This is a genomic window from Rhizobium sp. SRDI969 (assembly GCF_025152725.1).
Classification (GTDB): Bacteria; Pseudomonadota; Alphaproteobacteria; order Rhizobiales; family Rhizobiaceae; genus Rhizobium; species Rhizobium leguminosarum_I.
The window spans coordinates 153,067-176,325 of sequence record NZ_CP104037.1 but is presented as its reverse complement, the minus strand read 5'-3'; the positions used below and the strand labels follow the sequence as shown (position 1 = coordinate 176,325).

Here is a 23,259-nt window from a genome sequence, read left to right as displayed (position 1 = left end):
AAATTGCTCCGGCGCAATTATTAGCCGATCGACAAAAGACAGGCAAGAGCGGAATGTCCGGCTTTGAGGCTGGGGGTGCCATTGTGGCAAGGCCGCTGTTGCGACGGACTTCACCTCAGCGCTGTCGATGTCGAATTCCACTTTCAGCTGAACTGATCTTTGCATCGGCAATTGACCACGTCGAGAACATCGTCATAATAATTTTGCACACGTGCTCAATTTTGTCATTCGGCCGTTACGTTCAACCCCTAGAGCGGGATACGCCACGTTTTCGTGGGGTTTCGGAGCGGTCATCATCAGCAGTGCTGACCCGTCAAGAGGCCTCACACTGCTCTTCTAGGGAGACGAAGAAGATGACCATTTTGCCGACACTGAAATCGCTTGCCGTCGCAGCCGCCATCCTGGCCTCGACCTCCGCAATTGCATTCGCCAAGGACGTTCACATCAGCGTCTGGGCCGGCGGCACCGGCCCGAACGACGTTTATCGCCTCGATGCCATCGAGATCGCAGCCCAGCAACTGCAGCGCGAAGCTGCTCTCAAGGGCGAAGACCTGAAGATCACCGTCGAGAAGAAGCCCTATTCGGCCTGGGAGGACTTCAAGCAGGCGCTGACCCTTGCCGCCGAAGCCAAGACCGCTCCGAATATCGTCGTCAGCGGCCATGAAGACATCGCGCCTTGGTCGCAGGCGGGCCTCATCGTTCCGATCGAAGATTATGTCGATCTCGACTCATGGCCGCTCAGCGACATCTATGAAAACCTGTTGAAGATCGCGTCCTATAACGGCACCGTCTACGGTATCCCGCAGGACGCTGAATCCCGCCCGATGTTCTTCTGGAAGCCTTACATGAAGGCGATCGGTTACAGCGATGCCGATCTGGATGCGCTGCCGCAGAACGTCCAGGACGGCAAGTACACCATGAAGAACCTGCTCGAGGACGCCAAGAAGATGCAGGACAAGGGTCTCGTCCAGGCCGGCTACGGCTTTTATCCGCGTACGAGCAACGGCCCTGATTACTGGCAGTTCTACACCAGCTTCGGCGGTACGATGGAAGAAGGCGGCAAGCTCGTTTTCGATAAGGCGGCGATGACCCGCACCTATCAGTTCTTCGCCGATGCCGTGAAGGCAGGCGTCACCAAGAAGAACCACATCGGCATGCCGGGCGACCAGTGGTGGAAGGAAGTCGCCACCGGCAAAGCCGGCATTTGGGACGGCGGCACCTGGCACTATGCCCGCCTCGTCAACCAGGAAGGCCTGAAGGATTTCTTCGGCAACGTGATCTTCACGCTGATCCCCGCCGGCGAAGGCGGCAAGGCCAACACGCTGACCCATCCGCTCGTCTACCTGCTGACCGCGGGTCACGACCAGGAAGACACCGAGATCGCCGCCCAGCTGGTCAAGATCGCCTCCGAGCCGCGCACCAACGCGCTGCATGCGGTCAAATCAGCCCATCTCGGCATCTCCAAGTCGGAATCGACGGTCGACTTCTACTCGGCCGACCGCTGGACCCGTGAAGCCACCGAGCGCCTGCTGCCGCATGCCAATGCGATGCCGAACAATTCCGATTTCGGCAAATATTGGAACATCATGTGGAAGAACCTCGAGGCATCCTGGACCGGCGCCAAGACCGTAGACGCCGCGGTCAGTGATGCAGAGAGCGAGCTGAAGAGCACGCTCGGAGACAAGATCGTCATCCGCTAGAACAGGATGATTCCAGGCCGGCTCGGCCTTGAATCTGAAATCTTGTTTTAAATTAAATGGTTAGAGCAGGATGTCGTCCGAAAACCGCTCACACTTTTCGGCATCATGCTCTGGGATCGAAGCACTCTTCCGGGCGGCGGCAGCGCCGCCCGGTCGGTCCGCGACGAGGGGGCTTCCATGAAATCGTCCAGAACGCTCGGACTGGTAATGATCGCGCCCGCCGCGATCATGATCATCCTCTTCTTTCTGATGCCGGTCGTTCTGACGGCTGTGTTTTCGATGACCAGCATGACGACGGCGACCGGTATTTCGGGCGGCGTCTACCAGATCGCGCCGAATTCTCTGATCGCGCTGAAATCGGCGCTGCCCGATATCGCCGCCGAGATGGCCGAGCCGCGCTACACGATCGACGAGGCGGGGATCAAGGCTGTCGAAGGTCTCGGGCTTGCGCCGGGGATTGCCGCGGAATTGCGCGCCAAACATGCAGGTGAGGTGTTCACCGCACGCCGCGACGTCGAGCGCATGCTCAAGGATCTTGCCGACCGGCCTTCGACGCGCGACGTCAAGCAGATTTCCGAACAGTTCAACCGCTCCGTCCTCAACACCCGCTTCGACAGCAAGCAGCAGCTCTTTTCGGCGCTGGACAGTCTGGGTTTCAAACTGACACCCGAGCAGAAGGAAACGGTTGCCAAGGCCACTTATACCGGTTGGGTTTGGACGACCGACAATTTTTCGCGCATGACCACCTCGCCCGACATGGCGCGCGTGCTCTTGAATACCGTGCTCTACGTCGCGCTGGTGCTGATGCTGTTCAATGTCGGCTATGCGCTGCTGCTGGCCATCTGGACGCATTACATGCCGCCGACGCCAGCCTCGATCTTCCGCGGCATCTGGCTCCTGCCGCGCATCACCCCCGTCGTCATCTACGTCATGCTATGGAAGTGGCTTGCCTGGGACACGGGCTTCATTTCGATCCTGATGGGCAAGTTCGGCTATCCGCCGAAGAACTATCTTCTCGACAACGCCTATAACGCCTGGTTCTTCGTCGTGCTGATCAACGGCTTCATCGGCGCTTCGATGGGCATGCTGGTCTTCTCCTCGGCGATGAAGGCCATTCCGAAGAGCCAGTTCTATGCGAGCGAGGTCGATGGCGCCTCGCGCTGGCAGCAGATCCGCTACATCATCCTGCCGCAGATGCGTTGGCCGATCCTCTTCGTCACCTGCTATCAGACCTTGTCGCTGCTTGCCTCCTTCAATGAAATCCTGCTTGCCACCAATGGCGGACCGGGCAACGCGACCGAGGTCTGGGCGCTCTCCGCCTATCACACTGCGCTCAGAAACTATGCCGGCAATCTCGAATACGGCCTGGGCGCGGCCATGGCGCTGGTGCTCGTCGTCATCGGCGTGGTGCTGTCGCTGCTCTATCTGCGCGTCTTCAACTACGGCACGCTTGTCGCCAAGCCCTTGATCGAGGATTGACCATGGCCGAACGATCGCAGCCCTCGGCAAATTACCGCAGCTGGCCTGTCATAACGGCGCTGACCATCGTCAGCCTGCCGCTGCTCCTGATGTATGTCTATCTCTTCCTCGACACCGTGACCGTCAAGCAGGCGGACGCGCTGCTGCCTTCGGGCTTGACGCTCGACCACTGGCGCTTCCTCTGGCAGACGACGGAGGGCAAGGCGAACATCTGGCAGGTGACTGTGAATACGCTGCTCTTTGCTGCCTGCACCACCAGCCTCGTGCTTATCGTCTCGTCGATGGCGGGCTACGTGCTGTCACGGCTGAACGTCCCGGCGCGCGGCTTCTTCCTCGCCGGCGTCATGGTGCTGCATGCCTTCCCCTCAGTGACGCTGATCATCGCTATCTTCATCGTGCTGCAGATGATCGGCCTCTACAATTCACTGATCGGCGTCATTCTGGTAAAGGCGGCGATCGACCTGCCGCTCGGCATTTGGTTGATGAAGGGCTTTTACGACACCGTACCCTGGGAAATCGAGATGGCCGGCGTCGTCGACGGCGCCTCGCGCTTCCGGGTCTGGCGCAGCCTCGTGCTGCCGCAGGTCAAGCCCGGCATCATGGCCCTCGGCCTCTTCTCTTTTCTCTCCGGCTGGGGCGAGTTCATCCTGCCGCAGGTGCTGGCGCCTGGTAATCAGGTGCAGGTGCTCTCGGTCTATCTCGCTGCCTTCCTGGCCGATGACAACAATTATGACTTCAACATGTTCAAAGCAGTCGGCGTCTTCTACCTCGTTCCGGTGCTGATCGTTTACGCACTCTTCAACAAATACCTCATGAACATCTACGGCGGCGGGAGCAAAGGCTGATGCGCATCCTCCTCGACAATTTTTCGAAGAGCTTCGGCTCCACCAAGGTCATCGAGAACATGACGCTCGAAGTCGGCAACGGCGAGATGCTGGCGCTGCTCGGCCCTTCCGGCTGCGGCAAATCGACGACGCTGTTTTCCGTCTGCGGCATCCATCGGCCAAGCGGCGGACGCATCCTCTTCGGCGACCGCGACGTCACCGACCTGCCGAGCCAGGCTCGCAATGTCGGCGTCGTCTTCCAGTCCTATGCGCTCTATCCGCACATGACGGTTACCGAGAACATCGGCTTTCCGCTGAAAGTGAAGGGCATGCCGGCCGCCGAGATCCGCAAGGAGGTCGACCGTATCGCCGCCCTCGTTCAGATCGGTAACCTGATGGGCCGCAGGCCGGCCGAGCTTTCCGGCGGCCAGCAGCAGCGCGTGGCCCTGGCGCGCGCGCTGATCCGCAAGCCCGATGTCCTGCTGCTCGACGAGCCACTCGCAAACCTCGACGCCAAGCTGCGCCTCGAAATGCGATCGGAAATCCGCCGCCTGCAGCGCGAAACCGGCATCACCGCCATTCTCGTTACCCACGACCAGGTGGAGGCGATGAGCATGTGCGACCGCATCGCCATCATGAAGGAAGGCGAGATCGTCCAGGTCGCCACGCCGGCCGAAATGTACAATGATCCGAGGACCGCCTTCGTCGCCGGCTTTCTCGGCAATCCGCCGATCACCTTCCTGCGCGGCGTCGCGGACAAGGGCGCCTTCACAATCCCGCAAAGCGAGATCCGCGTGCCGCTGCCCGATACCGTCGGTGCCGCCGAGGGCACGAAGCTGATACTCGGCGTCCGGCCCGAGCATTTCACGCCGGCAGGCGACATCGCCGTGCCGGGCAAGGTCACCTTTGCCGAAACGCAGGGCCGTGAGAACCTCTACGACGTGGCTCTTGCCGGCGGACCACTGCTGCGCTCCATCCAGCCGGTACGCAGTGATATCCACGTCGGCGACGACGTCCGCTGGGCGATCGACAGCCGCGGCGTCTTCGTCTTCGACGAAAACGGCAGGAGGCTCTAATGCCCCGCGATTTCTCGGCATTTTTCGAGCGTTACGGCTGGCCGCCGGGCAAGGGCCAGCCTCCCTTCTGCATCGGCCATCGCGGCGCCAGCGGCCATGAACGTGAAAACACCATCACCGCCTTCCGCCGCGCCGCCGAACTCGGGGCTGAGATGTGGGAGCTCGACACGCAGTTGACCAAGGACGGCGTGGTCGTCGTCTCGCATGACGACCACCTCGAGCGCGTCTTCGGCGTCGACCGCCGCATTTCCGAGATGACGGCTACGGAGCTTGCAGGGCTCGACGGCGTCGACGTGCCGAGTTTTTCGGAGGTGGCCGCTCTTGGCAGCCAGACCGGAACCGGTCTCTACGTCGAACTCAAAGCGCCCGGAACCGGCTTGCTTTGCTGGCAGCACCTTGCCGAGATGAACCAGCGTTTTGCCTGTCTCGGTTCCTTCGATACGGCGCAGGTGCGCGAACTCCGCGACGCCGCCTGCGATTTTCCGCTTTCCGTGCTGATCCGTGTCGGCCACGATCCGCATGCGATCGGCGACGAGGCCGGCGCCGATATCCTGCATCTTTGCTGGGAGAGGGCAGGCGAGCGTCCGCAGGATCTGGTGACCGACGCGTTGATGCGTCGCGCCTTCGAGGAAGGCCGCGAGATCGTGCTTTGGCACGAGGAACGGGCCGCCATCCTCGCTGATATCATGAAACTTCCGGTTCTCGGCATCTGCACGGATCTGCCCGATCTGATGCGGCCACCGGCAGGCAGGGAAAAAGCAGTTGGCAGACAAGGATAAGGGACCGCGCAAGGTAACCTCCTTCGACGTGGCGCGCGTGGCCGGCGTCTCGCGCGCTGCCGTGTCGCGTGCCTTCACGCCGGATGCCAGCGTCTCGCCGAAGACGCGCGAAAAGGTCTACCAAGCCGCCAAGGAACTCGGCTACCGGGTGAACTATCTTGCCCGAAGCCTGACCAACAAACGCTCCGATCTCGTCGGCCTCATCGCTGCCGGCCTCGACAATCCGTTCCGCACGCTGCAGATCGAGAATCTGGCAAGAGCGCTGCTCGCCCGCAATTTCCGCCCCATCCTGCTGCCAACCTCGCCGGAGGCCGATACTTCGACGGTCATCGGCCAACTGCTGCATTACGCCGTATCAGGCGTTATCGTCACCTCGGATGCCCCGCCGACCGAGATCTGCGAGCAATGCGCGGCCGAGGGCGTGCCGATCGTGCTGATTAACAAGGGCAACGACATCCCCTTCGTAGACCGCATCATCTCCGATGATTGTATGGCCGGCCATCTCGCCGCAACCCACCTGATCGGCAGCGGCGTGCAAAGGCCCGCCGTGATGGCCGCCCCTGCCATATCCTATACGGCGCGGCGACGCAGCGAGGCCTTCATCGCGCGATGCAAGCAGCTCGGCGTCGAGGCCGAGTTCGTGCAGGTCAGGATCAACGACTACCGAAGCGGCTATGATGCGGCTGCTGAACTTGCCGCATCCGGCATCGACGGACTGTTTTGCGCCAATGATTACATGGCCTGCGGCGTCATCGACCGGGTCATGCAGGGTCGCGGCCGCGATGATGCGCCGCCGCTCTCCATCATCGGCCATGACGACATTCCTCAGGCGAGCTGGACCGCCTACGATCTCACGACCATCCGCCAACCCTGCGACGTCCAGGCCGAAAAGACGGTCGACCTGCTGATGAGCCGGATTGTCGAGCCGGACCTGACGGCGCGTGTCGAATTTACGCCAGTGACACTGATCAGAAGAAGGACTGCCTGATGAATGCCGCATTCGATCCCGCCGCCATCCGCGCACGGGCGGAGGTCGCGATCACCGTTGCTCTCGAAGTCGGGCGGGAAACCGCCCGGTTTCGGCACGATTCCGACTCCGGCTCGCTTACCGTCGAGAACAAGGGATTGCAGGATTTCGTCACCATCGCCGACAGGAGGGCCGAGCAGGCAATCCGCGACGGCCTGCTCTCGCGCTTTCCCAATGATACGTTCATGGGCGAAGAGAGCGGCGGACGATCGGGTAAGGGCGGCACCTGGGTCGTCGATCCGATCGACGGCACGACCAACTATATCCGGGGCTTCCGGCACTGGGGCGTCTCGATCGCCTTCGTCATCGGCGAAAAGGTGGAGATCGGCGTGGTCTACGACGCCGCCGGAGACAAGGTCTTTCACGCCGTGCGCGGCGGTGGCGCCTTCAAGGACGGGATTCCGGTCCATGCGGCTGCGACCGTCGATCCGGCCAATGCCCTTGTCATTCTCGGCCATTCCCGCAAGACGAGCTTCGACGACCATCTCGCGCTCTCGCGGCGGCTCCATGAACGGGGCATGGATTATCGCCGCATGGGTGCTGCCGCCATCGACCTCGTTCGCGTTGCCGAGGGTGCTGCCGACCTTTATTACGAACGCCATCTCAATGCCTGGGACATGCTCGCCGGCGCGCTGATCGCCGAAGAGGCCGGCGCGATGGTGGCGATGCCGTCGGTCGACAGGCTGCTTGCGCAGGGCGGGCCTGTCATCGCCCACTCGCCGGGGCTTGCCGGCGAATTCGCCTTTATCCTCGACATCGAGGGGTTATAGACACACCATTACCACAGACGCGACACCTGATTGGAGAACTGCGAGGGCTACCAAACAACGCGATTGCGACCGGTCTTTTTCGCCGCATAAAGATTATGATCGGCGATCGCCAAAACCTCGTTCGGAGACTTGGCAGACAGGGTACTGGCGAGACCTATGCTGATCGTGACGTGCAGCCCGTTGCAGATCTCAGACCATTCCCATCGTTCAATGGCTGAACGCAGCCTCTCACAGAGATCTGCGGCGCCTCGGGGAGCGCCGGCGAACAGGACGACGAACTCCTCGCCGCCAAAGCGAATTGCCTGATCGGTAATGCGCAACTGGCTGCGCAATATAGTTCCAATGGCACCCAGGACCCGGTCGCCGATCATATGAGAGAAGTTATCGTTGATCGACTTAAAGTGGTCGACATCCAGCATTGCGATGGAATATGGGCGCTTCTCAGATGTCAACTCTTTGAAGCGGCTGTCGAGATATTTGCGGTTATAGAGCCCGGTCAGTACGTCCAGATAGACGGCACTGGCAAGGATATCGGTTTGCTCCTGCAATTTCTGATAGGAGGCCTCCAGAGTTTCTGCGCGCTTCGACTCCGTTTCGGCAACTTCTTTAAACCGCCTGGTTTCATAGTAGATTTCGGCGAGACGTGCGCGCTGCTGGGTTTTTTCGGCACTATTGCGCAAATAGGCTTGGTGGTATTTTTTATGCGCCGCCAGCGCCGGATCGAACTGTCCCAGCCCCTCATAGGCCTGCGACAGATAGAGATAGATCAGGATACAGGAATCGAAACTACCGCCTGTGTCGATCAGCTCCATCGCCTCGAGCAGCGGCGACAGGGCTTCTTCGAATTTTCCGGAATTGTTGTAGATCTGGCCCAGGGTGTAGAGATATTGCTGCCTGTCCCTGATATAGCTGTTCTCTTGGTATAGCCGGTAGCGGACCATGCACTGGAGCGCCTCGTCATGTTCGCCCAGGTGACTGTGGAACTCGGCTTTATTGCCGAGACAGATGCGAGCCGCCCAGCTGTCGCCGGTCTCGATTGCCATGTCGAGCGCCAGTTTGGTCAGTTCCAGCGCTCTCACCAGCATCTGGCGTCCTTCCTCAGGCCGACCGAGCGCCTCCGCGATATATCCGGCTTCCGAATGAGCGCCGCCGAGATTGATGAGCCACCAGCCTTCATAGGTCTTGTTGCCGATCGATCTGGCGAGTGCGACGGACCTCTCGCTCATCAAGATGGCCCGGTCGGGCTGCTTGTTGTACCAGAAGATAATTCCAATGACGTTGGTCGCCAGGCTTTGTGCTTTCGGGTCTGCGGTCTTGTCGGCCAGATCCAACGCTCGGGTCGCTTCTTCGATCGCTTCCTCCGGCAATCCCAGTTCCAAGAGCAACCATCCGAAATACGCCCGGGCGCAGGCTTCCTGTTTGCGCTCCCCGTTCAATTTCCAGAAGTCTACCGCCCGCCGGATATGCATCAGTCCAAGTTCGGCCTTGCCGATTTGAAAACAGTACCAGGCAATGTCGGTGTCGCATTGCACGGCGAGGCGATCGTCGCCCCGCGCCTCGGCATCAACAAGGATTTCGCCGGCCAGTGTGAGTGCCTCAAGCGAACGGCCTGTACACCCAAGATGCCACGCTTCCTGTAAGCTGGAATTTGCTTGTCGAGTATTTGTTTCGGCATCAACACCTTGCATATCGGACACCAACATTTGCCTGCTGGCTACGGATAGCACTAGAAGTTTAAAATGATGCAAACTGCAAAAAACAGGCGACAAACCTAGAATCAGGGTCTCGAAAGCCTCTCACACCTTTCGGCATCATGCTCCAATGTCCGCCGGTTAATCCGCCATGCGACGGCGCCAGGCACGTTCGGTCGCCGGCGCCTCGTCGGTGGTGATCTGATCCGGCTTCAGAGCCATCAGCGCCGAAAAGCTTTGCCATTCCTGTTCGCTGAAACCGGCTTCCGGATCCTTCAGGGTGAAGGTCCAGGCATCGACGCGTTTGCCTTCATCCCGGCAGAGCGCGATCAAGTCAAGGCCTTGATTGGCGGCATCCAGGATCAGCGGCCAGTGGAGATAGATCGTGTCCGGCTCGGTCGGGCCGCTGAGGTCGGCGCGCAGTTCCGTCTCGACCGCCTTCCAGCCTCGGGCCTGCCCGATATTGTAGAGCTTGTCTGTACAATCGATCCCGCGCAGGAGGTGGGGAAGTTTTTCCTTGACCGCGACGATGAGATCCAGACTGTCGGCGCTGACGATCACCGAGGCGGCGATATCCCTAAAATGCGTTGCCAGATGCGCGACGCCCCTGGCACCGATGGCTTCGTAGTCGTCCTTCATGTCGAATTGCAGCAATGCGGCTGGATGCGTCGATTGCATCATGGCAGCCAGATCCTCGCTGAGGATCAGCGGCCGGTCGCCCTCTTGCATGTTGATATTGCGGAGATCGCCGATGCTCTTTTCGGCGACCGGTCCATGTCCTGTCGTCTCGCCTTCGAGTTCGTTGTCGTGCAGCACGACGAAACCGCCGTCGGCACGTACGCGCAGATCGAGCTCCATCGAGGCGCCTGCTGAAAATCCCTCCGTCATCACCTCGGCTGAGAACAACGGATCGGCAAACCGCTTGCGCAACCGGTGCCATTTCAGGCGGGTGCGGTGCCCCTCATGTGAGATCTCCAGGCCCTGCGCATCCAGTAATCTTGTCATCTGCACCAAGTCTCCGCGATTGCTACTCTCCTGCCTTGATGAACCATGATTATCAAGGGCCGAGTATGGCTTTCATTGACTGTAGGCTGCGGATATTGCCTCCGAAGCGGCTGGTATATCCGAGGGTTGGCCTGCCTGCCTGAGGGCGGCGCCACACGCCACGACATTCGACAGCACCGTCTGGAATGTGGCGCGCGAACCCGTGTGGTTCAGCCGCACGAGACGGACCGGCGCGGTTCCGACGCCTTCGGTCAGCTCAACCCCGAGCCGCCCAGCAGTTGCGATCAGCGCAGCAGGCGCCAGCGCCTCCGGCAGCAGCACGGCCGTGACCAGGTTCGACGCTTTTACTGCCGGTACCCAAGCCGGGGCTCCGAGTGCGGCAAGCCCGGCGCGTGTCGCCGATGCCGCCAGCGCATGGCGGGCGACGACATTTTCCAGGCCTTCAGCCTCGATGCGGTCGAGCGCCGCCTCCAGCGCGAAGAATTCCAGCGGCGCCGGTGTTCCCGGCAGGCCACGCCGGCCGCCGTCGACCCATGACTTCTGATCCGCCAACGACAATATCGAATCGCGCGCGGCGCCATCTCTGAGAATGAGATCCCAGGCGCGGCCGCTGACCGAGAGTGCGGACAGACCGGCCGGCCCGCCGAGCGCTTTCTGCGGGCCGATCACGGCGATGTCGATGCCGAGATCGTCGACATTGAGCTGATGGCCACCCACAGAGGCGACCGCATCGACGACGGTGACGACGCCGCGGGCACGCGCAAGCGCCACTATTTCCGGCAGGGGGTTGAGAATGCCGCTCGCGGATTCGGCATGAACCAGCGCGAGCACGTCGATCTTCGGACCCGTCTGGAGCGCTTTGGCGACTGTTTCGATCTCGATCGGCAGGCCCGGTTCGGCGACGATATCGGCAACCGCCGCGCCACCCCGCCGCAGCCATTGACCGAACCAGCCGCCATAGGAGCTGGTGACGATGTTGAATGCTGTCAGGCCAGGGCGCGCAAGGCTCACCGCCGCCGCCTCGAGCGCCACCACCGCTTCTGCCTGCACCAGCAATATATCGTTGCGGCTGTGCAATATGCCGCCGATCCTGTCGGCGAGGACGGCGTAGCGCTCCGCGGGATAGGAGGGCACGCCATGCAGGGGATTCCAACCAAGATCGGGCATGGATACTTCCTTCAGCAAGGATCGGTCACGAGACGAGGGACGGCGGCAACGAGTGCGCGGGCGGCCTCCGATTGCGGCGCGGCAACGACCGCCGCTGCCGGGCCGGTCTCGACGATCCGCCCGCCATCCATGACGGCGATGCGGTGGGAGACGGCCCGGACCACGGCAAGATCGTGCGAAATGAACAGACAGGCAATGCCCTGTTCTTTCTGCAGATCGACCAGGAGCTCGAGGATCCGGCCGCGCACGGTCACATCGAGCGCCGAGACCGCCTCGTCGAGCACCAGCAGCGATGGCCGCGTCGCAATCGCCCGCGCAATCGCCACACGCTGCCGCTGGCCGCCGGAGAGCCATCGCACCGGCCGGGCGGCATGATCTGCGGTGAGGCCGACACGCTCGAGCAGCCTGACGATCTCGAGGGGGCGCCGGTCTCTTGCGACGCCGTGGATGCGAAGCGGATCGTCGAGCACCGCACCGACGCTTGCCAGCGGATTGAAGGCGGCGAGCGGATCCTGAAACACCATCTGCATACGCGCCCGCCGGCGGCGCAAAGGCGCGCCGTTCAGCGCGAGCCAATCCTCTCCCTCGAAACGGATCGAGCCGGAATCGGCGCTGAGAAGCCGCAGCAGGATGCGCGACAGCGTCGATTTTCCACTGCCGGAGGCGCCGACGAGACCGAGCGTTTCCCCGGCCGCAATGGTGAGCGACACATTATCGAGGGCAGCAATCCGGCGTCCCGCAGAAGAATACCCTTTCGACAGGTTCTCGATGGAAAGCAGCCTGTCGTTCATGACGGCACCTCCGCGATCAGCGGCGGCGTCGCGAGGTCGCGATGGCTGGCGATAAGGGCGGCGGTATAGTCGCTTTTCGGCGCCGAAAGCACCGAACGGACCGGCCCTGCCTCGACCAGCCGCGCATTGCGGAAAACGGCAATGCGGTCGACGAAGCCGGAGGCAAGCGCGATGTCGTGGGTGATGAAGACAAGCGTCAGGCCGTCCTCGCGCACCAGCCCGTCGAGCAGGCGGACGATCTCGGCCTGAACGACGACGTCGAGCGCGCTGGTCGCCTCGTCGGCGATCAGCAGCGCCGGTCTCGCGGCGATGGCAGCGGCAATCGCCACACGCTGGCGCTGGCCGCCGGAGAGCTGATGCGGAAAGGCCCGCATCGTCTTGTCAGGCTGCGGTATCCGCATCCGCCCAAGCAGCTCCTCGGCCCTGACATAGGCCTGTTTCCAGCTGAGGCCGAGATGGCGCCTGGCGCCCTCGGCGATCTGCTCGCCGATCGTCAGGACGGGATTGAGACTGGAGCCCGGATCCTGGAAGACAAAGCCGAAATCGCGGCCGGGGCGGGGTGGATGGCCAAGTGCAGGCCAGAGCAATTCGCCCTGGACCTTCGCTCCCTCCGGCAGGAGGCCGGCAAGGGCACGGGCGAGCGTGCTTTTGCCGGAGCCGCTTTCGCCAATGATCGCCAGCCTTTCGCCGGCGGCGATATCGAGATCGATACCGTCGAGCGCGGCCGCGCCGCTCCTTTCGCGCCCGTAGGTGACCGAAAGCTGTCGCAGGCTGCAGAAAATGCTCATGCCACCCCCGCATCGTCATCGCCGAGCACCTTGCCGAGGCCTTCGCTGAAGAGATGGACGCCGAGCACGGTGATGGCGAGTGCCGCGCCCGGTATGACGGAGAGATAGGACGCCGAACGCAGCACGCTGCGACCCTCGGCAATCATCGAACCCCAGGTGGCGATATTGGGATTGCCGAGGCCAAGAAAGGACAACGCTGCTTCGGTGAGGATCGCGCCGGCGACGATGGTGGCCGAAAGCGCCAGCACCGGCGGCAACGCATTCGGCAGGATTTCCCGGAAGGCGATCTCGGCCGGATGCATGCCGATCACCCTTGCCGAGGCGACATAATCCTGCTCACGGATCGCAAGCACCTGCGCCCTCGTCAGCCGCGCCGGATCGGCCCAGGTGCCGAGTGCGATGGCAAGGACGATCACCGGCGTCGAGACGCCGATGGTGCTGACGAAGGCAAGAGCGAGCAGGAAGCCCGGCACGATCTGGAAGGCGTCGACCACCCGCATCAGCGCCTCGTCGACGAGCCCGCCGGCAAAACCGGCCGCAAGGCCGACGCAGAGCCCAAGCACCATGGCCGAAAAGGCCGCCGCAAGGCCAACGGCGAGCGAGGTTCTGGCACCATAGAGCAGACCCGCCAGCACGTCGCGGCCGAGCCGGTCGGTGCCGAGCGGAAAACCCCGATCGGCGAACGGCGCCAGTAGTGCGCGGCCGGCGATCCTCAACGGATCGCCCGGTGAAAGGATAGGGGCGAGCAGCCCGGCCGAAAGCAGGACGAAAAGGATTGCAAATCCTGCCGCGCCTTCCGGCGTGCGCAGCAGTCGCCGCAGCCAGTTCATGCGCCGCCCTCCAATGCGCCGATGCGCGGGTCGAGTGCGGCATAGACGAGATCGACGAGGAAATTGACCGAGATGACCAAGACGGCGCTGGTGACGATGATGCCCATCAGCAGCGGTGCGTCGCGGCCGTTGACCGCCTCCTGCGCCAGCCGCCCGAAACCCGGGATCGCAAAGACGCTTTCGATCACCACGCTGCCGCCGAGCATGGCGGCCGATTGCAGCCCGAGCATGGTGACGAGCGGCAGCAGCGCATTGCGCGCCACGTGGCGCAGCACGATCCGGCTGCGCGACAGGCCCTTGGCGCGGGCGAAGAGCACGAAATCCAGCTTCCACGCCTCGGCCATGCCGCTGCGCATGACCCGCAGGAATAGAGCGAGATAGATCAAGGCGAGCGCGCCGACCGGCAGAACCAGATGATCCGATATGTCGAGGGCGCGTGAAAGTCCTGTCTTGCCGGAAGCGATCGTCTCGACGCCGGCGATGGGAAACCAGCGCAGTTTCACCGAGAAAGCAATGCTCAGGACCAGACCGAGCCAGAAACTTGGAATGGCATAGACGATCAGCGAGCCGATCGACAGGAGCCGGTCCCACAGGCTGCCCGGCCGCGCCCCGGCAAAGATGCCGAGCGCCGAGCCGAGGCCGAAGGACAGCGCCGTCGCACTGCCCATCAGCAGCAGCGTATTGGGCAGGCGTTCGGCAATGAGCACACCGACCGGCCGGCCGAAGGCGACCGACCAGCCGAGATCGAAGCGTGCGAGTGAGGAAAGATAGAGCCAGAGGCGGGCAAACATCGATTGGTCGAGGCCGTAGCTCTGGCGCAGCGACTGCCTCAGTGCGGCATCGCCGGCGCCGATCGAACCGAGATAGGCGTCGACGGCATCGCCCGAGGCTGACTCAAGCAGGAAAAAGGTGAAGATCACCACGATCAGCAGCACTGGAATGCTGCTGATCGCCCTGCGCCTCAGGAGGATGATTGCACGTCTCACGCCGGACAGGGCCTCCGAAAGAGAATTGCTGCCGATTCTATCACGATTGCAGCGCGGTATCGCCCCAGTTCGAAACCGCCCAGCGCGGATTGTTCGAGACGTTGAGCACGGTATCGCGCGCAACGGTGATGAAGCCCCATTCCGCAACGTTGATCAGCGGCAGGTCGGCGACGACCAACTGCTGGAACTTGCGGTAGAGATCGGTGCGCGCCGCCGTGTCGATGGTTTCGGATGCCTGCAGGATGATCTTGTCGAGTTCCGGATTGACGTAGCCACCCTGGTTGGAGAAGGGCACGCCGGCTGGCGTACCGGACTGGACGAGAATGGTGGTGGAGATCGCCGGATCGCCACGGAAGACCGGCGGGCCGATGGCGAGGTCGAAGTCGTGGTCGGTATAAACAGCCTTCTGGTGTGCGGCCGCATCGGCATTGACGATCTCGGCATTGATGCCGATCACGGCCAGCGCCTGGCGAAGGTAATCGCCGAACTGGCGGGTTTCGTTGAAATAGGGCGCGGGGCGAAGCTTCAGCGTAAAGCGGTTGCCGTCTGCCCCTTGCTTGTATCCTGCCTTGTCGAGGATATCGTTGGCCGCAGCCGGGTTGAAATCATAGGCCGCGACATCCGGCGTGTAGAACTGCGGCGCATTCTTCGGCACGGGACCGGTGGAGGCGGCGGCGTAGCCGAGGAAGATCGTGTCGACCACGAATTTCTTGTCGATTGCCTGGGCGATCGCCTGGCGGACTCTCAGATCGGCAAGCTCCTTGCGGCGATGATTGATCTCGACGACGAGCTGGTAGGTCAGGGCCTCATAGCCCTTCGAGATCACCTTGATGCCGGCGACCTTCGAGATACGATCGAGATCGGCCAGCGGCACAGCCGAGAAGGCGGCAAGCTGGATTTCCTCGGCTTCGAGCGCCGAGCCCGCTGCTTCGCGATCGGGCAGCACGCGGAAGACGATCTCATCGAGTTTCGGCTGGTCCTTGTCCCAGTAATTCTCGTTGCGCGCCAGCCGGTAATATTCGCCGGCCTTGTGTTCGGCGAACTTGAACGGACCGGTGCCGACGAGCGTATTGTTGGCCGGGTTGGTGGCGATATCGGTCCCGTCGAAAATGTGCTTGGCGACGACGCTGGTCACGACCGGCAGTGCGTTGCGGATCAACTGGAACGGCGTCGGCTTGGAGAAGCGGAAGATCGCGGTGTAATCGTCAGGTGTATCGACGGCTTCGAGATTGGCAAAGACCAGGCGGCCGAGATTCTGCAGCGGCTTCCAGATGTTGAGCGCCGAGAAGGCGACATCGACCGAGGTGAACGGCTTGCCATCGTGCCAGGTGACGCCATCGCGCAGCTTGAAGGTGACGGAGAGGCCGTCGGCCGAGCCCTCCCAGGAGGTGGCGAGGCGCGGCGAAAGCCCATCCTTGCCGTCGAACGACGCTTCGGCAAGCGGCTCGATCACCTTGCTTGCGACGAAAAAGACGCCGTTCGAGGCGACGATGGCAGGGTTGAGGTTCTTCGGCTCGGAATCGGCGGCAACGATCAGCCGGCCGCCGCCGGACGCGGTCTGCGCAAGCGTCTGTCGGGCGAGCGCCGTCGAAGCAAGCAGCAGGGCGGTGACCTTCATCAGCGTGCGCCGCGAGATAGATGATACGGTCATGACCCCTCCTGATCGGTGAAATTCGGGTGCCCATATTCAGGGCGAAATGCAAGTTGTCATAGAGGTTAGATTCGAATGGTTGGGCTGGGCGAGATATTTTTTGTCACCCAGCCATTATTCGCTCAGCCGTTGGCCGCGACACGGGCAGGCTCGGTGAAGAGATTACGATAAGCGGCACCCGGATGCGGCGCGACGAGCCGTGGCCCCGCTCCCCCAAGTTTTTCCCGCAACGTCCCCTTGGCGTAGTCGGTCTTGTAGACGCCGCGCTTCTGCAGTTCCGGCACCAGCAGATCGACGGCATCCTCGAAACTCTCGGGCGTCACGGCATAGGCAAGATTGAAGCCGTCGACATCGGTGTCCTCGACCCATTCCTGCATCAGGTCGGCGACCGTTTGCGGCGAGCCGACGAAAACAGGGCCGAAACCGCCGACACCGACCCAGTCGGCCATTTCGCGCACCGTCCATTCCTTGGTGGGATCGATGGTGGTGAAGGTCTCGACGGCCGATTGCACCGCATTGGTATGGCGGTGCCGCAGCACCTCGTCCGGCCCGAACTGGCCGAAATCGATGCCGGTCCAGCCGGAAATCAGCGTCAGCGCGCCCTCGAAGGAGGCATATTCGCGATATTCGTTGAACTTCCGCTGTGCTTCCGCATCGGTCTCGCCGAGGATGACGGTCTGCAGGTTGAAGGCAAGGATTTCGCGCGGGTTGCGGCCGATGCGTTCGGCCGCCTCGCGGACATTGGCGACGTAGCGCTTCAGCACCGCCTTCGATGGAGAGGCGACGAAGATGCATTCGGCATGGGCGCCAGCGAAGTCCTTGCCGCGGCTCGAGGCGCCGGCCTGGTAGAGCACCGGTGTACGTTGCGGCGAGGGTTCGCTCAAGTGAATGCCGGGCACGTTGAAATGCTTGCCGGAATGGCGGATCGGGTGGACTTTTTCTGGATGGGTGAAGATGCCGGTTTCCCGGTCGCGGACGACTGCGCCGTCCTCCCAGCTTCCCTCCCAGAGCTTGTAGCAGACCTCGAGATATTCCTCGGCGAGATCGTAGCGATCGTCATGCTTCGTCTGTGCCGGCTGGCCGATATTGAGCGCGCCGCTGTTGAGATAGGAGGTGACGATATTCCAGCCGACGCGACCCTTGGTCAGATGGTCGAGCGTCGAGATGCGGCGGGCGAAGGTATAGGGATGCTCGAAGGAGAGCGACGCCGTCAGGCCGAAGCCGAGGTGCTCGGTCTCGTAGGCCATGGTGGGGATCAGCTGTAGCGGGTCGTTGACCGGCACCTGCGCCGAATGGCGAAGTGCGGCATCGACATTGCCGTTCAGCACATCGTAGACGCCGAGCACGTCGGCGATGAACAGCCCGTCGAACTTGCCGCGCTCCAGCGTCTTTGCCAGATGCACCCAGTAGTCGAGATCCTTGTAGGTTGATGACTTGTCGCGCGGATGGCGCCAGAGCCCTGGCGACTGGTGTCCGACGCAATTCATGTCGAAGGCGTTCAGCCTGAATTCGCGGGTCATGTCTTTCTTCCTTGGAATTAGGGATTGCTGCGGCCGAGGCCGTAGGTTAGCGCCAACGCGCCGACGAGCACGGCGCCCTTGACGAAGTCCTGGGTGTAGTAAGGGGCGTTCAGCATGGTGAGGCCGTTCAGCAGCACGCCGACGAAGACGGCGCCGGCAATGGTGCCAAGCACGTTTGGACGTCGCAGGTTGAAGACGGCAAAGCCGATCAGTGCTGCGGCAACCGAATCCATCAGCAGCGAGCCGCCGGAGGAAATGTCACCGCGCCCGACGCGGGCGGCAATCACGATGCCGCCGAGCGATGCCAGCGTGCCCGATAGGACATAGGCGAGCGTCTTCAGCCGCACGGTCGAGGCGCCGGCAAGCCGGGTCGCGACCTCGTTGCCGCCGGTCGCAAACAGCAGGCGGCCGATGCGGGTGCGTTCGGTGAGAATGAAGAGTGCGATGGCGACCACCGCCATCAGCACCACCGAAACGGGCAGGGTGCCGAGAATGCTGTAGCGGCCGATCAGCAAAAAGGCCGGATCGTAGGCGCCGGTCGCTTTTGAGCCGTCGGGCAGGGTGAGGCCGGCCGAAATCGACCGGCCGGCGGTCGGGATCAGCTGCAGCCCGGAAAGCAGGAACATCATCGCCAGTGTCGCGAGCAGATCCGGCACCTTCAGGCGGACGATGAGGAAGGCATTGACGAGACCGACCAGCGCGCCGAAGGCGAGCACCAGCGGCACCGCCGCATAGGCATCAAGATGCCAGACGATCATCGCGTAACTCGCCGCCATCACGCTCGATGCGGCGACCGCGCCGATCGACAGGTCGAAACCGCCAACGGCAAGGGTGACGGTAACGCCGGCGCCGAGAATGGCGACGACGGACACCGCCTGCAGGATGCTCATCAGATTGGCGATATTGATGAAGGCGGGCTCGGCGATGGTGAAACCGACGACGAGCAGTGCCAGCAGGATGAACACTGCGCTCGCCCGCAGGAACGCCCCGAGGGCGGCAAGACGACCGCTATCGGCTTGCGGCGATGGCCTTGGCCGGGTGTTTGCCTGTGGAAGAGTGTCGTCGTCGATCGTCGTCATGCGGATATTCCCTGGATGGCGGAAGGAGCGGTAATTCCGCCTGCAGCGGGCATCAAAACGTGGCGGTCGATGACGAGGATGCGATCGGCCACCTCATAGGCCTCCTCCGGGTCGGAGGTCGCAATCAGCGTTGCCCGGTCGCTGCGGGCGCGGATTGCCCGGATGATGTCATGACGGGCGCCGACATCGACGCCCTGGAAGGGTTCGTCGAGCAGCAGCAGCCGGCTCGGCTCCGCCTCCCAGCGGGCGATCACCGCCTTCTGCTGGTTGCCGCCGGACAGCGACCACACCGAGGCGAACGGACCCGAGGCATTGATGCCAAAACGGGCGATCGCCTGTTCGGCCTCGCGTCGTTCACGGCCGCCGATAAGGAAACCGCGCGGATACCATTTGCCAAGATGCGGCAGGCTGATCGTCGCCGACAGCGAATGGCCGGGCCATCCCGGCGGCATGAGCGAGGAACGATGACGGTCTTCGGCGGCCATGGCGACACCCGCCGCAATTGCCTCGGCGGGGCTATTCGGCCGGTAGGGCCGACCGCCGAGGAACATCGCACCACCGGCAAGCGCCGTCACGCCGAAGATCGCCTGGAGCAACCGGCTCTTGCCGGCGCCGCGCACGCCGGTTACCGCCACCACCTCGCCTTCATGCAGCGACAGATCGAAGGGTGCGCCTGTCGGCAGCAGGCTGATATCGCGCATCTCGAAGATCGCCGGACCCGTCGCGGAACGCGCATCCGGCCGCGCCGCATCCAGTCTGCGGCCGATCATCGTTTCGATGGCGCTCGAAAAATCGATCGGCCGCGAGAAGGTGCCGGCGACGCGGCCGCCGCGCATGACGAGCGCGCGATCGGCGATGGCTTCGAGATCGGCGGTGCGATGCGAGATATAGAGGACCGCCAGGCCCTTTTGGCGAAGCCTAAGCAGAATATCGAAGAGGCGGCGGCTTTCCTCTCCGGAAAGGCTTGCCGTCGGCTCGTCGAGGATCAGGAGGTCGGCGCGATTGGCAAGCGCCCGGGCGATCGCCACCAGCTGCCGATCGGCGCTGGCGAGGGTGCCGAAATCACGGTCGAGCGGCAGGGTGAAGCCGGCGGCATCGAGCATTGCCTGCGCGGCGCGGCGGATGCCGGCGCGCGAGACGAAGAAGGGTGTGCTGCGATCGGCAAAATGATTGAGAAGCAGTGCATCGGCAACGCTCAGGCCGGCCGCGCCGACAAGATCCGTCGACTGATGCACGGTGACGACGCCGGCCCTTGCCGCTTCGGCCGGGCTACGTGGCGCAAAGGCGCGGCCATCGAGGCTGATCGTGCCGCCATCAGCCGGAAGCACGCCGGAAAGGATCTTGACCAGCGTCGATTTGCCCGCGCCGTTTGCGCCCATCAGCGCCACGATCTCGCCGCGCTCCATCGAAAAATCAGCGCCGGCAAGCGCCCGCGTCGACCCGAAACTGCGGGTGATATTTTCAATGTGAAGAAGCGGCATCGATAAAGGTCCGGGGCTGCAATCGAAGCCGGAGTGTGCCCTGTCCGGGCGGTCGAACTCCAGGCACGCCTTTCCCCCGCGAACTGCCCTCGGGAAACAAAGAATCTCCCACAGCCCATAAAATCGGATCATTTACTCTACTAAAAACATAGAGATTATATTTAATAATCCGACGCGTCGCGAGGGCTGCCAGACCTGTCAGACGACGCTCCCGATTGCTAAAAGGAACGCGACGATGAAATCCCTCGCACGGCTCGCACTGTCTGCCGCCGTCATTCCGTTCATTTTCATTCAAGGCGCAAAAGCCGACGGTCTGTCCGGCGCTCCTGCCCCTTTCGACAAGGGCGGCGTCAAGGTCGCGCTGATCAGCTACATCTCGGCCGGCGATTTCTTCCAGGCCTATCAGGCGGGGGCTGAAGCCCAGGCCAAGGCGCTGGCTATCGACCTGCGCATCTTCCCCGGCCGGCAAGACGCCGCCGAGCAGCGCGAGCAGATCCTCCAGGCGATCAATCTCGGCGTCTCCGGCATCGTCATCGACCACGGTCTGCCTGAATCGCTCGGCGACGTCGTGCAGCAGGCGCTCGACAAGGGAATCAAGGTCGTGGCCTTCGACGTCAACCTCAACAATCCCAAGATTCCGCAGGTGGAGCAGAGCGATCACGAACTCGCATCATCGGCGCTTGAACAGGTGGTGAAGGACAACGGCAACAGCTTCAGCGCCGGTTATGTCTATGTTGCGGGCTTCGCGCCGCTCGACCGCCGCAACGAGGTCTGGGACAAGTTCAAGACGGACAATAAAGGCGTGGTCGAAAAGGCCCGCTTCGGCAATGTCAGCGACACGACGGCGACTTCGACCGCCGATCAGGCGAAGGCCGTGCTCACTGCCAATCCCGATATATCGGTCGTCTTCGCCCCCTATGACGAATTCGCTCGCGGCGTGAAGCTCGCCGCCAACGATCTCGGCATCGCCAAGAAACTGAAGATCTATTCGGCCGACGTGTCGACGGCCGATATCCAGGAAATCACCGAGGAAGGCAGCCCGTGGGTTGCGACCGTCGCGACCAATCCTGCCGTCGTCGGCGCCGTCTCCATTCGCGCCGCAGCCCTCGAAATCGCCGGGCAGACGGTTCCCCACCAAATCACCGTGAAGCCGACGCTTCTGACGCAGGAGAGCCTGCGTGCAGCCGGCGTCAAGACGATCGAGGAACTGGCCGAAAAGATCCCGGCCTTCAGCACGAGCGATGCGGCGACCGCCAGCTGGATCCCGGACAAGCTGTTCTGAGACCTCGCACTTCGATCCTTCCGGCGGAAGCGTGTGGCTCCCGTCGGATCATCTTTTTGGAGAATTGGAGTTCCGCCCATGAGCCAATCCAATGTCGTCTTCGCGGCCAGCCGCAACCCGACGCGCGAAGACCTCTTTGCCCGTGCGGAGGATATCTCTGCCGACCTTTCCAGGCGCGCCGCAGACCTCGATCGCGAAGGCCGACCGCCGCTTGGCGAAATCGTCAAATTGAAGAATGCCGGGCTGCTCAATGCGCTGCATCCCCGTGAGATCGGCGGCGGTGGCCTCGATTGGGTGGACGGGCTGAGGCTGGTGCGCATTCTCGCCCGTGGCGAGAGCTCGATCGGCCAGCTGCTCGGCTACCACTATGTCAACAGCCAGTACATCTATTGGGCGCTTGATGCGGCGCGGGCCCATGCGCTGGGTAGCGATACGGTCGCCAGGAACCTCTATTGGGGTGCGGCCGTCAATCCGCGCGATCCCGGGCTGGTGCTCACCCGTCGCGGCAATGGCTATGTGCTGAACGGACGCAAGTCCTTTTCCACGGCGGCTCGGGTCTCCGATTACATCAATGCCAATGCGACGCTCGACGACAAGATCGCCGGTTTCGCCGTGCCGACCAATCGTCAGGGTTACGTCGCCAATGACGACTGGGACAATATCGGCCAGCGCCTGTCCGACAGCGGCAGCGTCGAGTTCCGCGACTTCCCGGTCTACGAGGAGGACTTCGTCGGCGCGCCGGCAGCAGCCGACGCAGCGCCGCCGGTGCTTTCGACCTTCAATACGCCGTTCATCCAGCTGGTCTTCGTCAACTTCTATCTCGGCACCGCCGAAGGCGCGCTGCAGGCTGCCGTCGACTATGTCCGCACCACCACCCGGCCGTGGATCACCTCCGGCGTCGAGCGGGCGGCGGATGATCCTTATATCCTCGAACGCGTAGGCGAATTCACCGCAGCTGTGAAGGCCTCGGCAGCCCTTGCCGACAACGCCGCAGCCGCCGTGCAGGCGGGCCTTGCCCGCGGCCGCGACGTCACCGCGCGCGAGCGCGGCGCGGCGGCGGCGGAAGCCTATGCCGCCAAGGTCCACGCCACCCATGTCTCGCTCGACATCACCTCGCGGGTCTTCGAGCTGACGGGCGCGCGCTCGACGGTCGACAAATACCGTTTCGACCGTTTCTGGCGCAATGTGCGCACCCACACTCTGCACGATCCGGTCTTCTACAAGGCGAAGGAAGTCGGTGAATTCGTGCTGAACGACAAGATACCGGAGGTCAGCCTCTATAGCTGAGGCGCCACGCTGTCATCGAACATGAATAACCCCATTGCCGGCGCCG

General features: G+C 62.7%; 20 protein-coding genes. 9 read left to right on the top strand and 11 right to left on the bottom strand.

Annotated elements, in window-relative coordinates; genetic code table 11:
• Window positions 1–353: 353 nt before the first annotated feature.
• The 7 genes from N2A41_RS27995 to N2A41_RS27965 all read left to right on the top strand — a co-directional run bounded on the left by N2A41_RS27995 (window position 354) and on the right by N2A41_RS27965 (window position 7,655).
• Entirely contained in the window at window positions 354–1,700 is a 1,347-nt protein-coding gene (locus tag N2A41_RS27995; protein ID WP_260111747.1) for an extracellular solute-binding protein, read from the top strand.
• 177 nt (window positions 1,701–1,877) lie between these two features.
• The gene (locus N2A41_RS27990) at window positions 1,878–3,179 is read left to right on the top strand and encodes a carbohydrate ABC transporter permease (protein WP_260111746.1); all 1,302 of its coding nucleotides are present in this window, start codon (window positions 1,878–1,880) and stop codon (window positions 3,177–3,179) included.
• 2 nt (window positions 3,180–3,181) lie between these two features.
• Window positions 3,182–4,024 (top strand): carbohydrate ABC transporter permease, encoded by an 843-nt coding sequence (locus N2A41_RS27985; protein ID WP_026154681.1) that lies wholly within the window; start codon window positions 3,182–3,184, stop codon window positions 4,022–4,024.
• Window positions 4,024–5,079, top strand: a complete 1,056-nt coding sequence (locus tag N2A41_RS27980) for an ABC transporter ATP-binding protein (protein WP_017969233.1) — start codon at window positions 4,024–4,026, stop codon at window positions 5,077–5,079. The genes N2A41_RS27985 and N2A41_RS27980 overlap by 1 nt, the downstream gene beginning before the upstream one ends.
• Window positions 5,079–5,858, top strand: coding sequence for a glycerophosphodiester phosphodiesterase (locus tag N2A41_RS27975; protein WP_260111745.1), 780 nt, complete (start codon window positions 5,079–5,081; stop codon window positions 5,856–5,858). The genes N2A41_RS27980 and N2A41_RS27975 overlap by 1 nt, the downstream gene beginning before the upstream one ends.
• Window positions 5,842–6,846 carry a LacI family DNA-binding transcriptional regulator gene (locus N2A41_RS27970; protein WP_260111744.1) on the top strand — a complete coding sequence of 335 codons (1,005 nt, stop codon included), beginning with the start codon at window positions 5,842–5,844 and terminating at the stop codon, window positions 6,844–6,846. Before N2A41_RS27975 ends, N2A41_RS27970 begins: the two co-directional genes overlap by 17 nt.
• A complete protein-coding gene (locus N2A41_RS27965) occupies window positions 6,846–7,655 on the top strand; it encodes an inositol monophosphatase family protein (protein WP_222281206.1) in 810 nt (269 codons plus the stop codon). The genes N2A41_RS27970 and N2A41_RS27965 overlap by 1 nt, the downstream gene beginning before the upstream one ends.
• 47 nt (window positions 7,656–7,702) lie before the next feature.
• Here the strand turns inward: N2A41_RS27965 and N2A41_RS27960 are convergent, their stop codons facing one another.
• The 11 genes from N2A41_RS27960 to N2A41_RS27910 all read right to left on the bottom strand — a co-directional run bounded on the left by N2A41_RS27960 (window position 7,703) and on the right by N2A41_RS27910 (window position 20,644).
• Window positions 7,703–9,358 carry a GGDEF domain-containing protein gene (locus N2A41_RS27960; RefSeq protein ID WP_260111743.1) on the bottom strand — a complete coding sequence of 552 codons (1,656 nt, stop codon included), beginning with the start codon at window positions 9,356–9,358 and terminating at the stop codon, window positions 7,703–7,705.
• Window positions 9,359–9,487: 129 nt separating this feature from the next.
• Entirely contained in the window at window positions 9,488–10,351 is an 864-nt protein-coding gene (locus N2A41_RS27955; RefSeq protein WP_260111742.1) for a glycerophosphodiester phosphodiesterase, read from the bottom strand.
• A 72-nt stretch (window positions 10,352–10,423) separates the two neighbouring features.
• Complete coding sequence (locus N2A41_RS27950) at window positions 10,424–11,518, bottom strand: pyridoxal-phosphate-dependent aminotransferase family protein (protein WP_260111741.1); 1,095 nt, start codon at window positions 11,516–11,518, stop codon at window positions 10,424–10,426.
• Window positions 11,519–11,529: 11 nt separating this feature from the next.
• A complete protein-coding gene (locus N2A41_RS27945) occupies window positions 11,530–12,309 on the bottom strand; it encodes an ABC transporter ATP-binding protein (RefSeq protein WP_260111740.1) in 780 nt (259 codons plus the stop codon).
• Window positions 12,306–13,097 carry an ABC transporter ATP-binding protein gene (locus N2A41_RS27940; RefSeq protein WP_260111739.1) on the bottom strand — a complete coding sequence of 264 codons (792 nt, stop codon included), beginning with the start codon at window positions 13,095–13,097 and terminating at the stop codon, window positions 12,306–12,308. Before N2A41_RS27940 ends, N2A41_RS27945 begins: the two co-directional genes overlap by 4 nt.
• Window positions 13,094–13,927 (bottom strand): ABC transporter permease, encoded by an 834-nt coding sequence (locus tag N2A41_RS27935; RefSeq protein ID WP_260111738.1) that lies wholly within the window; start codon window positions 13,925–13,927, stop codon window positions 13,094–13,096. The genes N2A41_RS27940 and N2A41_RS27935 overlap by 4 nt, the downstream gene beginning before the upstream one ends.
• Window positions 13,924–14,913: an ABC transporter permease gene (locus tag N2A41_RS27930; RefSeq protein WP_260111737.1), complete on the bottom strand. Its 990-nt coding sequence runs from the start codon at window positions 14,911–14,913 to the stop codon at window positions 13,924–13,926. The genes N2A41_RS27935 and N2A41_RS27930 overlap by 4 nt, the downstream gene beginning before the upstream one ends.
• A 40-nt stretch (window positions 14,914–14,953) precedes the next feature.
• Complete coding sequence (locus tag N2A41_RS27925; RefSeq protein ID WP_260111736.1) at window positions 14,954–16,564, bottom strand: ABC transporter substrate-binding protein; 1,611 nt, start codon at window positions 16,562–16,564, stop codon at window positions 14,954–14,956.
• Between the two features lie 122 nt (window positions 16,565–16,686).
• On the bottom strand, window positions 16,687–18,084 hold the full coding sequence (locus tag N2A41_RS27920) for an LLM class flavin-dependent oxidoreductase (protein ID WP_260111735.1): 1,398 nt from the start codon (window positions 18,082–18,084) through the stop codon (window positions 16,687–16,689).
• Window positions 18,085–18,101: 17 nt separating this feature from the next.
• Window positions 18,102–19,163, bottom strand: a complete 1,062-nt coding sequence (locus tag N2A41_RS27915; protein WP_260111734.1) for an ABC transporter permease — start codon at window positions 19,161–19,163, stop codon at window positions 18,102–18,104.
• Window positions 19,160–20,644 (bottom strand): sugar ABC transporter ATP-binding protein, encoded by a 1,485-nt coding sequence (locus tag N2A41_RS27910; RefSeq protein ID WP_260111733.1) that lies wholly within the window; start codon window positions 20,642–20,644, stop codon window positions 19,160–19,162. The genes N2A41_RS27915 and N2A41_RS27910 overlap by 4 nt, the downstream gene beginning before the upstream one ends.
• Before the next feature lie 235 nt (window positions 20,645–20,879).
• Between N2A41_RS27910 and N2A41_RS27905 the strand changes: the two genes are divergently transcribed.
• The gene (locus N2A41_RS27905) at window positions 20,880–21,926 is read left to right on the top strand and encodes a substrate-binding domain-containing protein (protein WP_027688786.1); all 1,047 of its coding nucleotides are present in this window, start codon (window positions 20,880–20,882) and stop codon (window positions 21,924–21,926) included.
• 78 nt (window positions 21,927–22,004) lie between these two features.
• The gene (locus N2A41_RS27900; protein WP_260111732.1) at window positions 22,005–23,213 is read left to right on the top strand and encodes an acyl-CoA dehydrogenase family protein; all 1,209 of its coding nucleotides are present in this window, start codon (window positions 22,005–22,007) and stop codon (window positions 23,211–23,213) included.
• Window positions 23,214–23,259 lie beyond the last annotated feature (46 nt).

Excerpts from the sequence above, each read along its gene's own strand:
- N2A41_RS27995 (WP_260111747.1), top strand. The coding sequence starts at position 354 with ATGACCATTTTGCCGACACTGAAATCGCTTGCCGTCGCAGCCGCCATC.
- N2A41_RS27990 (WP_260111746.1), top strand. The coding sequence starts at position 1,878 with ATGAAATCGTCCAGAACGCTCGGACTGGTAATGATCGCGCCCGCCGCG.
- N2A41_RS27985 (WP_026154681.1), top strand. The coding sequence starts at position 3,182 with ATGGCCGAACGATCGCAGCCCTCGGCAAATTACCGCAGCTGGCCTGTC.
- N2A41_RS27980 (WP_017969233.1), top strand. The coding sequence starts at position 4,024 with ATGCGCATCCTCCTCGACAATTTTTCGAAGAGCTTCGGCTCCACCAAG.
- N2A41_RS27975 (WP_260111745.1), top strand. The coding sequence starts at position 5,079 with ATGCCCCGCGATTTCTCGGCATTTTTCGAGCGTTACGGCTGGCCGCCG.
- N2A41_RS27965 (WP_222281206.1), top strand. The coding sequence starts at position 6,846 with ATGAATGCCGCATTCGATCCCGCCGCCATCCGCGCACGGGCGGAGGTC.
- N2A41_RS27960 (WP_260111743.1), bottom strand. The coding sequence starts at position 9,358 with ATGTTGGTGTCCGATATGCAAGGTGTTGATGCCGAAACAAATACTCGA.
- N2A41_RS27955 (WP_260111742.1), bottom strand. The coding sequence starts at position 10,351 with ATGACAAGATTACTGGATGCGCAGGGCCTGGAGATCTCACATGAGGGG.
- N2A41_RS27950 (WP_260111741.1), bottom strand. The coding sequence starts at position 11,518 with ATGCCCGATCTTGGTTGGAATCCCCTGCATGGCGTGCCCTCCTATCCC.
- N2A41_RS27945 (WP_260111740.1), bottom strand. The coding sequence starts at position 12,309 with ATGAACGACAGGCTGCTTTCCATCGAGAACCTGTCGAAAGGGTATTCT.
- N2A41_RS27940 (WP_260111739.1), bottom strand. The coding sequence starts at position 13,097 with ATGAGCATTTTCTGCAGCCTGCGACAGCTTTCGGTCACCTACGGGCGC.
- N2A41_RS27935 (WP_260111738.1), bottom strand. The coding sequence starts at position 13,927 with ATGAACTGGCTGCGGCGACTGCTGCGCACGCCGGAAGGCGCGGCAGGA.
- N2A41_RS27925 (WP_260111736.1), bottom strand. The coding sequence starts at position 16,564 with ATGACCGTATCATCTATCTCGCGGCGCACGCTGATGAAGGTCACCGCC.
- N2A41_RS27920 (WP_260111735.1), bottom strand. The coding sequence starts at position 18,084 with ATGACCCGCGAATTCAGGCTGAACGCCTTCGACATGAATTGCGTCGGA.
- N2A41_RS27915 (WP_260111734.1), bottom strand. The coding sequence starts at position 19,163 with ATGACGACGATCGACGACGACACTCTTCCACAGGCAAACACCCGGCCA.
- N2A41_RS27910 (WP_260111733.1), bottom strand. The coding sequence starts at position 20,644 with ATGCCGCTTCTTCACATTGAAAATATCACCCGCAGTTTCGGGTCGACG.
- N2A41_RS27905 (WP_027688786.1), top strand. The coding sequence starts at position 20,880 with ATGAAATCCCTCGCACGGCTCGCACTGTCTGCCGCCGTCATTCCGTTC.
- N2A41_RS27900 (WP_260111732.1), top strand. The coding sequence starts at position 22,005 with ATGAGCCAATCCAATGTCGTCTTCGCGGCCAGCCGCAACCCGACGCGC.